Annotated in this window: 12 protein-coding genes and 2 tRNA genes; 4 read left to right on the top strand and 10 right to left on the bottom strand. The window is 42.2% G+C overall.

Annotated features, from left to right (window positions below):
• Positions 1-138: 138 nt before the first annotated feature.
• Positions 139-2,049, bottom strand: a complete 1,911-nt coding sequence (locus tag AXX12_RS11915) for a hypothetical protein (protein WP_066242696.1) — start codon at positions 2,047-2,049, stop codon at positions 139-141.
• Between the two features lie 342 nt (positions 2,050-2,391).
• Between AXX12_RS11915 and AXX12_RS11910 the strand changes: the two genes are divergently transcribed.
• Positions 2,392-2,847: a hypothetical protein gene (locus AXX12_RS11910; protein ID WP_066242691.1), complete on the top strand. Its 456-nt coding sequence runs from the start codon at positions 2,392-2,394 to the stop codon at positions 2,845-2,847.
• 108 nt (positions 2,848-2,955) lie between these two features.
• On the opposite strand, the gene AXX12_RS11905 is transcribed toward AXX12_RS11910, so the two are convergent.
• Entirely contained in the window at positions 2,956-3,156 is a 201-nt protein-coding gene (locus tag AXX12_RS11905; RefSeq protein WP_066242688.1) for a small, acid-soluble spore protein, alpha/beta type, read from the bottom strand.
• Between the two features lie 669 nt (positions 3,157-3,825).
• Positions 3,826-4,182, bottom strand: a complete 357-nt coding sequence (locus AXX12_RS11900) for a YmaF family protein (protein ID WP_066242686.1) — start codon at positions 4,180-4,182, stop codon at positions 3,826-3,828.
• A 410-nt stretch (positions 4,183-4,592) separates the two neighbouring features.
• Between AXX12_RS11900 and AXX12_RS11895 the strand changes: the two genes are divergently transcribed.
• Positions 4,593-5,798: an SAM-dependent methyltransferase gene (locus AXX12_RS11895; RefSeq protein ID WP_066242684.1), complete on the top strand. Its 1,206-nt coding sequence runs from the start codon at positions 4,593-4,595 to the stop codon at positions 5,796-5,798.
• A gap of 197 nt (positions 5,799-5,995) precedes the next feature.
• On the opposite strand, the gene AXX12_RS11890 is transcribed toward AXX12_RS11895, so the two are convergent.
• Positions 5,996-6,256, bottom strand: a complete 261-nt coding sequence (locus tag AXX12_RS11890) for a LysM peptidoglycan-binding domain-containing protein (RefSeq protein WP_066242681.1) — start codon at positions 6,254-6,256, stop codon at positions 5,996-5,998.
• A gap of 131 nt (positions 6,257-6,387) precedes the next feature.
• On the opposite strand from AXX12_RS11890, the gene lexA reads away from it, so the two are divergent.
• Entirely contained in the window at positions 6,388-7,008 is a 621-nt protein-coding gene (gene lexA / locus AXX12_RS11885) for a transcriptional repressor LexA (RefSeq protein ID WP_066242679.1), read from the top strand.
• A 448-nt stretch (positions 7,009-7,456) separates the two neighbouring features.
• Here the strand turns inward: lexA and AXX12_RS11880 are convergent, their stop codons facing one another.
• A complete protein-coding gene (locus AXX12_RS11880; RefSeq protein ID WP_066242676.1) occupies positions 7,457-8,245 on the bottom strand; it encodes an OB-fold protein in 789 nt (262 codons plus the stop codon).
• 128 nt (positions 8,246-8,373) lie between these two features.
• Between AXX12_RS11880 and AXX12_RS19360 the strand changes: the two genes are divergently transcribed.
• Positions 8,374-8,511 carry a hypothetical protein gene (locus AXX12_RS19360; protein WP_156478643.1) on the top strand — a complete coding sequence of 46 codons (138 nt, stop codon included), beginning with the start codon at positions 8,374-8,376 and terminating at the stop codon, positions 8,509-8,511.
• Between the two features lie 531 nt (positions 8,512-9,042).
• On the opposite strand, the gene AXX12_RS11875 is transcribed toward AXX12_RS19360, so the two are convergent.
• The 5 genes from AXX12_RS11875 to cbiB all read right to left on the bottom strand — a co-directional run bounded on the left by AXX12_RS11875 (position 9,043) and on the right by cbiB (position 12,209).
• A tRNA-Gln gene (locus AXX12_RS11875) sits at positions 9,043-9,119 on the bottom strand.
• A gap of 14 nt (positions 9,120-9,133) precedes the next feature.
• Positions 9,134-9,217: transfer RNA gene (locus AXX12_RS11870), tRNA-Leu, on the bottom strand.
• Between the two features lie 78 nt (positions 9,218-9,295).
• Positions 9,296-10,381 carry a threonine-phosphate decarboxylase CobD gene (gene cobD / locus AXX12_RS11865; RefSeq protein ID WP_066242673.1) on the bottom strand — a complete coding sequence of 362 codons (1,086 nt, stop codon included), beginning with the start codon at positions 10,379-10,381 and terminating at the stop codon, positions 9,296-9,298.
• A gap of 2 nt (positions 10,382-10,383) precedes the next feature.
• A complete protein-coding gene (locus AXX12_RS11860; RefSeq protein ID WP_066242669.1) occupies positions 10,384-11,253 on the bottom strand; it encodes a GHMP family kinase ATP-binding protein in 870 nt (289 codons plus the stop codon).
• Positions 11,244-12,209, bottom strand: coding sequence for an adenosylcobinamide-phosphate synthase CbiB (cbiB, locus tag AXX12_RS11855; RefSeq protein WP_066242667.1), 966 nt, complete (start codon positions 12,207-12,209; stop codon positions 11,244-11,246). Before cbiB ends, AXX12_RS11860 begins: the two co-directional genes overlap by 10 nt.

Below are 12,209 nucleotides of genomic sequence, written 5' to 3'. Positions count from 1 at the left end.
CACGTCGCTCCAATGAGATGTTTGTATATAACCTTTTTTGCTTTTTCTTCTCTGCTACATACTCAACGCGCCATAGAATTAACTTGCTTTTATTGGTATTCTCAGTGTCCAAAAAAGCAATACGGACGGTTCAATTCATTACTTTAATATTGCAACACGAGATATCTTATCAAGTAGATAAATATCTTCTACACTTTGCTTTTCAGGATTCATCACACCTTGATCTTTAATACACTTTTCAATAGCTTTCATTTCTGCAAGCTTCATCATTACTGTAGAATCATCTACCTTATCCTTTATTATTCCTATCAATGATAGCACAAAAGATAATTCATAGTTAAGTGGCAAAAAACCAGCGCTACCCAACATAAACTTTAAAAAACCACCATTTTTATTGCTTTGGATTTTACCAACTTCAAATAAAAGGTCGTTATATTCCTTTATTTTACTTTTACGTAGTTTTTCATCTGAATGACTCAGTCTAACCAAAAGATCCCGAAAGCCCCTTTGTGTATTATACTCATCTGCCAAAGAAGCAACTTTTGAAATTTTTATATTATGTTTACATTCAAATAACTTAAGAAAATCCTCATTGCTCTGGTGATAATAATTATTTATATTCTCTATATTATCTGAGTCATACCAATACAGTTTCAAAAAATCTCCTAATATATTAGAAATTCCCGCATCAGAATATTTTGTACCATCTTTCCCATCTTGCTGAAACGGGAAGTAAGTGGATTGCAATGCTGTTGCAATGTGTGTACTTAATGAATTGACAGTTAATTCAAATGAGATTTTCTCCTGCTCGTCGTAGTTCTTTATATTTTCGTAAATCACATTATTTATACCGAAATTACTCACTGCCATCGGGCTATTCTGATTCAAATAACGAAAGCTATCCGCCGTTGCAGTAATTGGCCAAGCTATCAGACGAGCTATATTTTGCAGAGTAAAGTCTCTCTGTTCCACACCTTTCATATATATATCTGACGCTATTTTGTATATCCCTGGTAAACGTTTTTCATATTGATATTTTGTTTCAGCCAAATAAGACGCCAGTAATGTATTTATACCACGTCTGCCAACAATAGCAGTTGGATTACATTTATATACTTCTAAAAGGAGATTTTTATCATACCTGGTTTCTAAATTAGGCAAAAACAAAATAACTTTTCCCATATCTACAAGTTCAATCAAGTCTGAAATAGTCATGTTTTGCTGTTCCAAAAAATTGATTAAATGTGCTTCAATGGGAAGTGCTATATACACCGTATCATATAATAATAATACATTACGCAAGTCGATATTATCGAAGACAGAAAAATCAAGAAAGCACTTTAACGAATCTCCTCTATAAAAATACAGATCATTTCTTATCATTTTGCCAGTATATATATCTTCAGCATGCTCAAACCAAAGATCAGCTTCGTTAATCATAAATGGAAGATCTTTATTTAGACTTAGTTGCATGACTTTAAAACTATCTTCTAATTGCTTAACCTTTTCATTTTCTGTGTTTGCCTTCGTAATATCATCTTTCAATAATTCCTTAAAATCATTATTTTCATATTTGATTGTTATCTTATCTGTGCCCAAATCTGAATTCAAAAGATAGCTTGTCATTATTTCTATTTGAGCTTCTTCGGTTTCCCTTGAAACCTCAATAAGGATTTCAAAGTCAATCCCTGTTCTCGGAATTGTAATATTAGAAATATCTACTGCGTAAAACTTGCTTCGTATGAAATTATCCAAATCACTTTTGGTCACACAGGTTGCATTAAATTCACTTACTACATTTGACAAAGGAATGTTATCTATCTTTTTTAGATATTTTGTTAGCCTTTGATCGGTCAGAACAACATTGGTCCCAATTTGCCTTATCGAATAATCGAAAGTCTTTGCCAATTCTTCGAAATCACCTTTGTAATTAGCACAATATATTACAAACCCAAATGTATCTATTTGATAGATTTCTGTTTCTAGTCCAATACATTCTACTCGTAGATTCAAATCATTTCTTCGTACTATACCTTCTTGCTTAATCATATATTGATTTCTCCATACTCAATAAATTAGGGCAACTTATTCCTTGGGGTTATCGACACTACCTTTATTTGCTATTTCTTATTTCGGATAAAATCACAAAACTCCTACCAAATTAATATATATTTTGCATTCTGATGCTACGCCACATTTGCTTTCGCTTCCTCGGCCATTGCCTATTCTTCAAAACATAACCTTTCCCGTATTCAGCCACCTTCATCATATTTGTCAAAAGAGAATATATAATATTTACCCGGAAACTATTCAGATTCAATAAAAATGAAGGGAATTTCAAAGCTATAGATAAGAAAGGATATAATCATATATAAGCGGAGGTTCTCTCCTATGACATCTTTTTTCGATGGAAATAACAGACTGGAAAATTATCGAATACAAGGCTTATTCGACTTTAGTAGAATTATGCGATATGATCCATATGAAGTAAATTTAGAATCATTGATTTATATCCAAGTACATGAAACAACACACTTTTGCTTAACAACTTCAACAATCTATGGAAATATACATTATATGATTGATCAACTATCGTGGAGAATACAAAGTAAAGCCATTCAATTCGATCATATATCTGAAGAACTTTTAAAAGCATCCCGACATGTACATGAAGCAGTCGCAACATTCTCTGAATACGCAACTATTAAGGCTTCTGAAAATGAAGAATTTTATCAAAATAAACTTAAGGAATTATTTAAGAACCGAGAATATTATAATTACGTGTGGCGATTAGTTAAGCCTTCCGCTCTCATTCGTAATACATCTTTGATAATGATTTGGCCATAATGTTTTCCCATACAAAAAGCCTCCTGTCATATTTATCCTACGACAGGAGGCCTGTTTTCTCAATGTCCGTTTTTAGGGATACAGTCTATAACTTCGGGGCATCTTTCGTTATTTTGCATTTTGATGAACTGCGCCATTTGCTTTAGCCTCTTCAGCCATTGCCTGTTCACCACGTCTGATAGCTTCTCTGACCATAGAACCAACTTCACCAGTGGTAACGTCATCCCAATTTCCATCTTCTACTTTCGCACCAAAACCAAGATCGTGCGCTAATTTATATTTTGTTTCTTCTGACATAACTTTTCCCATATACAGCCACCTCCAGTATTTATTTTTCGGAAGCCTGTGTATAGTATTGCCGTTATGACAAAAGCTATTCTGTTAAAAAAGGTTATTTAGATACATCTCACCAATCCCCGTCCTCTACCTTATGACCAAAGCCAAGATCATGAGCCAATTTATCCTTCGATGCTTGCGACATTACGCCTTCACCCATAAGTCATTCCCCCTCAAAAAAATATTTACTGATTTATAGATAATATTTATCAAAATGACGCAAATTATTCAGTTGGTCACTACTACCAAGAGGTTATTGAGAAACTACTTATGGGGGAGACGTCACGACAGATGAAGTGGGGCAATGGTGAGAGAAGCTAAAGACGCCGAGAGAAGATATTCCCAGATATACTTTGCTGGCAATATTCCTTTATATCTTTGCTTTAGCATCACGACCGGTTTGCGGCTTTGCTGTATTAAGTATAGGTGGAACTTTCCTGTTCTTGGCATAGAATCGGAAAAGGTAGTATCCGGTAACCGGAATCAGAGTAGCTGATTTGTGTAATCTGCCAGTGGGTAGCAACAGATTACCGTTTTATGTATTAGTGAGGCGAAAGAGGATAACGGGATTCTTTACAGAAATATATTGAGCCGCTAAGTCAGCAGACTTAGCGGCTTTGCTGTTAACATTTACAGCCAAGGTTAATCCCCGATTGGGTTTTCAATCAGCGTGGCAAAAACAAAATCGTGCGTATGGCCATCAGCCTCTTCGGTCGTCCCAGATACAAAATGCACATGCTTTCCATCACCTACATCAATATCTTCTTCTGTCTGAACGCAGATTTCGTGAAAATGGTTTTCAAAGAAGTCTGTCCTTGTCTTTATATTGTGTACATGATCATGATCGCCGCATGGGATAACTTCACGTGAAACCCCGGCAAAACGATGGTTGTGCGGATCTTCCTCCAGTTCCGCTAGCTTGGTGCTTCCTAAAAATTCATGCACATGAGTTTGCGACTCTTCTTCATGGCAAAAACAAGATCTGGTATCTTTTAGCATTGTTACCCTCCTTTCACTCTATATTCCATTGTATGTTACATAAACATGAACCGTTACATTTCATTCTATTATCAAAACCACACAAATTATTTTCAATAGGTACTACAGATACATCTCATTGGAGCGAGATTGCGACAGGTTAGATTGGTCTATGGTAAGAGCGGCTATTAAACGGACCGAACGTCGATGCCAAGGCGCAAGAAAGCGGTGCGGCCCATCAGCATGCTACAGATTAGCACAGACCCTGGAGCTTAACTCCAGGGTCTGTTTCATATAACGTCTCTATGTAAAGAAGCTTTTTTTATTTACGGCGTATAATTTTTTTATTTAGTGACACGACTATCTACTGAGTTATTCTAAAGCTGTAAGCTCCCACTCGGCGAGACGTTCGCATTTATGAAAGGACGAGTATGAAAAAGCTATTGCTTAAATCGTTGTTTGAGAAAGCAACAGGTGACTTTAGAGTCGTATACTGGGATGGCGAGGACGTCACTTATGGAAACGTCCCGCCAAAAATTAAAATAATTTTTAAAAAAGCACCGCCCCTGAATTTTGACTTCGCCGACCCAATGCTTTCTTTTGGAGAAGCCTATGTGGACGAAGTTTTTGACTTCGAAGGTGACCTAGGTGAAGTTATCCAGATTGTAGAACTAAATAAAAACATATTCACGGCCCATGGGCAAGGCAGTAAACTAGCATTAGCATTTAACACAATCAACAGCGCAACCAATCGATGGCAACAAAAAGAAAATATTAAGCATCATTACGATTTAGGAAATGATTTTTTCTCCCTATGGTTGGATGAGACTATGAGTTACTCCTGTGCTTATTTCAATACTATCGAAGACTCCTTGTTTCAAGCCCAAATGCAAAAGATCCACCATATTCTTAGGAAATTAAGCCTAAAACCAGGTGAGCGGCTCTTAGATATCGGGAGTGGATGGGGATGGCTTATCCTAACAGCAGCGCAAATGTACGGAGTCAACGCGCTAGGCCTTACCTTAAGTGAGGAACAGTTTAGCGCTACGCGAGAGCGAATTAGTAAGATGGGTTTAGCAGATAAAGTCGATGTCATGCTGATTAATTATCAGGACTTAGACGAAACCAAATATCAATTCGATAAAATAGTAAGTGTTGGTATGTTTGAACATGTGGGTAAAGAAAACCTACCTAAATATATGAAGAAAATAAATCGGCTACTGACGCCTGGAGGAGTTTCGCTGTTGCACACAATAACGGCAACAAAGGAAAAACCAGTAAACTCCTGGATGGAAAAATATATTTTTCCTGGTGGCTACGTCCCTTCCTTACGGGAAACTATGTGGCTTTTACCGGAATATGATTTTCACCTGCTGCATGTCGAAAGCTTACGTATGCATTACGCCGCAACCCTTGACCGTTGGTATATGAATTTTGGTAAACATATTGATGAAATTGAACAGAAATTTGGCAAACGCTTCGTAAGAATGTGGAGTATATATTTACGTGGCTGCGCTGCTTCTTTTCGGACGTCGGGCTTAAATATTCACCAATTGCTATTCTCCAAAGGTCTTAATAATAGTCTGCCATTAACATTTAATCATCTGTACACAGACCGGCTGGAAACTTTATCTTGACGTACTTTCCATAGTTAAAGCATTCTGCGGAAGCGGGGATCGACGATAAATCCAAAACCCGAAGTCTGATTAAACTTCGGGTTTTGTTACTTTAAGCACTTCATCGTGTGACACCAACCCCGTTATCGGAGCTACCCGAGTATGACAACAGACTGCCAAGAGATTTGTATTAGATCCTGATTGACGATGTGTGAATGCTACATAGATTGTTTAGGAACTTTAAGCAATTGTCCGGGTTGAATCTGTCCGTTATGATTGAGTTGATTCAACTGGCGAATCACTGAAACAACCTCGCGGATATCCTGGCGTTCTGCAGAGTGTTCGGCCGCGATCTTCCATACTGTATCTCCCGATCGAACCTGAATGACGGTTACTTGTGATTGGTCAGCTAAGGGATTAGCATGAACTATTCCTAGATAGAATACAATGGCAATCACTATACCAGTTATAATCTTCATTCAATACCACTACCTTTTCGGAACATATGTTCTTTGATTAGATAGTACATCACACATACGTTCGTGTCAAGTCCTGTTTGCGAACTCCTGTTTGTTTTTGTTATAATCCATGCTATAATAGCGATGAGGTGATGTATATGCCGGAATCATTAAGCGATAAACAAGAGAAGATCTTAGCGTATATCAAACAGAATGTTCGTGCAAAGGGATATCCGCCTTCTGTACGCGAAATTGGCAAAGCGGTGGGCCTCAGTTCAAGTTCCACTGTTCATGCTCATTTGGCAAAAATTGAGGCATTAGGCTTCATCCGGCGTGACCCCACCAAGCCAAGAGCAATCGAGATTATGGATGAATCTTCCTGGCGACAAAGAAACATGATCCCAGTTCCCCATATCGGCCGGGTTACTGCAGGCCAACCCATTTTAGCGGTCGAGAATGTCGAAGAAACTTTCCCGCTTCCTGCTGAGCTCATCGGTCGCGATGACAATGTGTTCATGTTGGACGTGCGCGGCGATAGCATGATTAATGCCGGTATTCTTGACGGTGATTACATTTTGGTCAGAGAGACTAGCACCGCCAATAATGGCGACATCATTGTCGCACTATTAGATGAAGAAGAAGCGACTGTAAAGAGATTTTACAAAGAAGGCGGACGTTACCGGCTGCAGCCAGAAAACGACACGATGGCACCAATATATGCGGATAAGGTGGATGTGGTTGGGAAGGTAGTTGGCCTATTCCGCCGCATGTAGTTTGGGATCGCTGATAGACCCCATCTGCGTTGTTGCTCCTGTGCGCGTTCGCTCTGCGTACCCCACTGTACGCGATCGCTGACGTGCTCGTCGCGCCTAGCATCTGGGGCCTCTGAGCGATCCCAAAGACGGCGCTTGTTGATAACCCCCATCTCGTAAGTAGCATCTAAGGGCTATCAACAAGCGCCGGGTTGAGTTATACATAGTTAAGTTGATACTACTAATTCGAATAAATAGAGCCTGAGCAATTCTTCAACATTGCTCAGGCTCTTTGTTATTTACTTACATAGGGGACATATTCAGCATCTCTGACCAGCACGTGTTCTGCGATCCAATCATACAAAAGACGGAACGTATCAAATGACATTGCGACTGAGTTAGTTGCAATGGTTTCGGTCATTGCCGCCACACGCTCGCGGAAAAGATTGTGTTCGCGGCAGTGTTCTGCCTATCCTTCCGGCTGCGCGCTATTATACACGACAACTGCAGGAAATAGTCGTATCATCCCATCTTTATATCTAGCATAATTGCCCTTTAGCACAGCCATAGTCCCCCGTGCCAAAGCTATCGCTTCCTCCTGCTCTGGCAGAAAGCGAAAACGCGCCCGGAAAACAGTATTCCGCTGATCAACTAATAATAGCGTTGCCTCTAAATAACCTTCAGAATTTCGCTCCACAACCTCAACCATGCCGACCATTTCTAGAACCTTGTCATGATATTTATCATCATAATATGAGGCATTGCCAGCGAATCGCTTTCCGAATTGGGTAACTTCGCCGGTTTCGTAGGGAGCTGTTTCGCTGAGATCAGTGACAGACGCAATCACTTTTCCCTTAGGTGGTGGAGTCCGCAAGCCATAAAAATAAGAGCCTGCGATCACCGCCGAGAAAGCCATCGCGATGATAAGCGTCACAAATACTACCCGCCGACTCAAAACAGGCCAGACAATTTCGGCATTGTGCTGAGGCGGTTCTTGCGTCAGCGCAGCAGTGATTGCAGACGGTGGATTGGAATCTACTATCGTTATCCGCTCCTCAATCAGTTGGTCTGAGACAACTGCCGTCCTAGGAGCAGACTCAGCTTGCGGCACAGTTTTCTCTGGTGTTGGCTTCACTTCGCTTAACCCGCCAGCAAAATGCGCTAACGCCAAGGCTTCCAGTTCTTCCTTTGTCAATAAAGGATATTCTGCCCGGGCTTGGCGCAGATAGGCAAGCAATTCCGCTTTAGTTGGCGCCATAAGAACCTCCGGCAATAGTTTAGCATTATCATTATTCTACAGAGTATTGCTGTTTTCCTCTGACTTTGGCATCCTACGCTATAATCTTCTACAACAGAGGGAAAACTGAGCTTAGGAGGTGATTGCTGATGGATAAAAAAACATGGGACCAGTCACATACCGTACAAAGCAATAAGGCACAAGAGCGGGAGCGAAAAACGGCAGGCTCGCCAACCTTAAAAACGCAAGGTCTTGAATTTAAAGATGTGAACAAAGAAACCAAATAAAGCAGACTTGATTCAGGTGGCGTTTAACTCGATCTGAATCCTAGCCGTACTTATCCAGGGACTTAGCCGCTCTTGCTCCTCTTTAGAAGTGGGAGTCTTAGAACGGCTTGGTCATCGGATAAAATCTTGAATAGTTGTTCTTGTGCTCGGGCATAGTATTAACGGAGGTGGACTGCCATGAAAACTCCAGGTGTTCAGTCAGTGTCCTCTTCTAAACGGAGGACAGTAATTGGTTCCTGACAGTTGCAATCGCACCCTACTCCAAGAACAAAGAGGAAGCTCACAGCTTCCTCTTTGTTCTGTTTATCGAGGTACGTGGTACACTGAACGCGAGTGACACTAGCGGCACAAAAGCACCTGTATTATTATACGATCATCATTTAGTGGCACTCGTGCGTTTAACGACTCTCGTGCTCCGTTTCTTTCGTCCTAAGGCTTAATTCACCTGGAACTTTATAATTTATAGCACAAAAAAACTAAGATTTACCATCGAAATCTCAGCTTTTGTATACCACATTTTTAAGGAGTAACTGGCTGGGGAGGAAGGATTTGAACCCTCGAATGTCGGAGTCAGAGTCCGATGCCTTAGCCAGCTTGGCGACTCCCCAATGTATAAAGCTAATGGTGCGGGCGAGAGGATTTGAACCTCCACGGGTCGCCCCGCCAGATCCTAAGTCTGGTGCGTCTGCCGTTCCGCCACGCCCGCATTTGATACCTTCATATATTAGCATAAGATTAAGCGAACGTCAACATCACACCGCTATTATCTAGCAAAGAGTGAGCATTATTTCGTCAAAGCTTGCCGCAGAACCTTAAGCAGCAGCCGATTTTGTTTCGGTTGTTTAATCGCCACTCGGATGAAAAAAGGCGAAAGTCCGGGATAATTACTGCAGTCACGGATTAATACTTTATTCTCCATCATCGCTTTTCGCAAATTTGTCGCCATCATTCCCGCACCTGTAATATCGATTAAGATAAAGTTAACTGTAGGGGGATAAACTTTTAAGCCAGGAATATCTGCTAACCCCTGATAAAAGAGGTTTATTTCGTCGGCAAGCAAGCGACGGCTTTGTTGACGGTAATCCGAGTCGTTAAGAGCAGTCACGCCTGCTATTTGCGCCAGACAATTTACATTCCAAGGGTCTTTTCCTAGGTGAAGCAGACCGGTCAGGTCTGGATTAGTCAGTGCAAAGCCCAGCCGTAAACCAGGCATAGCATAAAATTTAGTTAGTGAATGTAGGATAAATAGATTTGGGTATTTTCGCAAAAGGGGCCGACAGGTATACATGCTGTCCTCTGGCAAAAAGTCTAGGAAAGATTCATCAACCACGACCGTAACATTGCATTCCTTCGCTGCCGCCAATAGGGTCTCGATCTGTCTGTTCTCAACCAGCACGCCGGTTGGATTGTTAGGATTGCCCAAAAACACCATATCAACCGTAGGTAAAGCCGAAATTATTTCCTCGATTGCTACAGCAAAACCAGCCTCAGACTGCAAAAAGAAATATTCAATTTCTGCTCTGGCGGCGCGAGCTGCCCGTTCATATTCACTAAAAGCAGGCGCGGGAATTAAAACGCGTCTGGGCTTAATGACATGGCAAAGTACATAGAGTAGTTCCACTGCACCATTGCCAGCAGTAATCGTTTCAACCGGCACTCTGTAATGCTGACTGACCGCTTGTTTAAACATAGCAGCTTCTGTGTCAGGGTAATGAATAATGCTATCCAGCGACATCGCCAGAGCCTGTCGCACACTAGTGGGAATCCCCAAAGGATTAATGTTAGCGCTGAAATCAAGATACTCGCTAAGGTTGGCGCCTGTTTGCCGCGCAGCAGCATACAAGTTGCCTCCGTGTTCGAAGTGTTGCATTGTTACCCCTCCACTGTGGTCAATCCGCCTGAAATCATTTCTACTATTCGCCAATAAGTAATACCAGAACAGGCTGCCGACACAGTTTTTATACATGATGACATTTGTGATCGTTCACTGGCGGGAAAAAGTATCCCTAATACAGTGCCGCTATGCGCGGCATTCACTCCAACAGCACCGTACCGCTCGGCAATCTCAATTACCTTTTCTAAGCAAGGTTTATACAGTGTTGTTTGGTTGGCAACAGCGCTCAAGGTAGCGCCCCGGCCAATCATCTGGCTATCACCATAGCGTAGACCTTCTGTTACCAGTTCCACTGCTTGCTGCACCAGGCTTTCCTTAGCGGCATTTAAAGCAGCTAAATCGTCGCGCTGATTAAAACGTTGCGTGTTCACTTCGCCGCCAACATCAAAGACGGCAATATAAATAGTCGGTGGAGCCCCCAGCAACCGCCGGATGCTACCACTGACATGATCGAACATCACGATTCCCGGATAGAAGATTCCATCAGTCGGTTCAATTGCTAGCGCAATATCGGCAATTTCATCCGCAGTCAATACCCTGCCAAAATATTGGGCCGTAGCCTGACAGGCTGCAGCAATATCGGCGCTGCTCGAAGCCATCCCTTTGCCGATTGGTAGCTCAGATTTCGCGGCTATCGTTAACTCAGCCGCCGATTGTTGCAGATACGCTAGCGTCTTTTTTACTGCAGTCCTAGTTTTATCACCAATACTGCTTGTTTGCTGCTGACCAAAGCCAATCTCCACTGTGGAATAGACATTGATCGGACAGGTAATTAAGAAGTTTTGCCCGTTAATTGCTCCTTGCACCAATTCACCGCAAGTACCGGGCGCCTTTACCGTTATGCCCATAACCATTCTCCCAACAGCACAACAACGACCACAGTCAGGCTGGTTACCAGAGCCATTAGCTGAGTGGTTTGCTGAATATGCTGCGCCACAAGTGGTTTGTGGGGTTCTCCCATATAGGAGCGGAAAGAGGCAACACCGCCATAGTAGTTTAAGCCGCCTAGCCTGATCCCGAGCGCGCCTGCCACTGCCGCCTCTGGGATGCCGCTATTGGGACTAGGATGCTTGGCAGCATCCCGCAAAATGGTTTTCATGGCGCCTTTGGCATCATAGCGTAGCAAAGCGGCCGCAATAATGACTAATAGGCCGGTCAATCTTGCCGGAATATAATTGAAGACATCGTCCACTCTAGCAGCAACCATGCCAAAATGAAGATACTTCTCATTTTTGTAACCAACCATAGAATCAAGCGTATTGACCGCCCGATACAAAAAAGCTAGTGGCACACCACCGATAGCGGCATAAAAAAGCGGGGAAACAATGCCGTCGACAATATTTTCGGCCACCGTTTCCACTGTAGCGCGAGTGGCGCTCGCTTCGTCCAGTGAGTCGGTATCACGTCCGACGATCCAGCCCACCTTAGCTCTTGCCTGCACTAAATCACCGGCTAGTAAATAGTCTTTGATCTCACAGCCTGCTTCAGCCAAACTGCGGGGCGTGATCGCAAAGGAAAGCAAAACTGCGCCACCGGTAAATCCGGCCAGCGGGTGCAGCAGTTCTAATATATACAGCAAATCCTTGACGACACTATATACCATTCCTAATACTAAACACACCAAAATAGCTCCGGCCCAGTGTTGCCGTTGCACGGAGGCATCTGGTTTGCGGAGCACTCTCTCCAAAGTGGCTATCAAATTGCCGATAAGCACTACCGGATGCCACTTGCTGCGCGGGTCACCAACCACAGTATCTATCAATACGGCAAACAAGGGAATCAGTGCCTGTACTCCTATAATCAT

Source organism: Anaerosporomusa subterranea (assembly GCF_001611555.1).
Classification (GTDB): domain Bacteria; phylum Bacillota; class Negativicutes; order Sporomusales; family Acetonemataceae; genus Anaerosporomusa; species Anaerosporomusa subterranea.
Note: the sequence above shows the minus strand (reverse complement) of the source record. Positions and strands in the feature narration are given on the sequence as shown.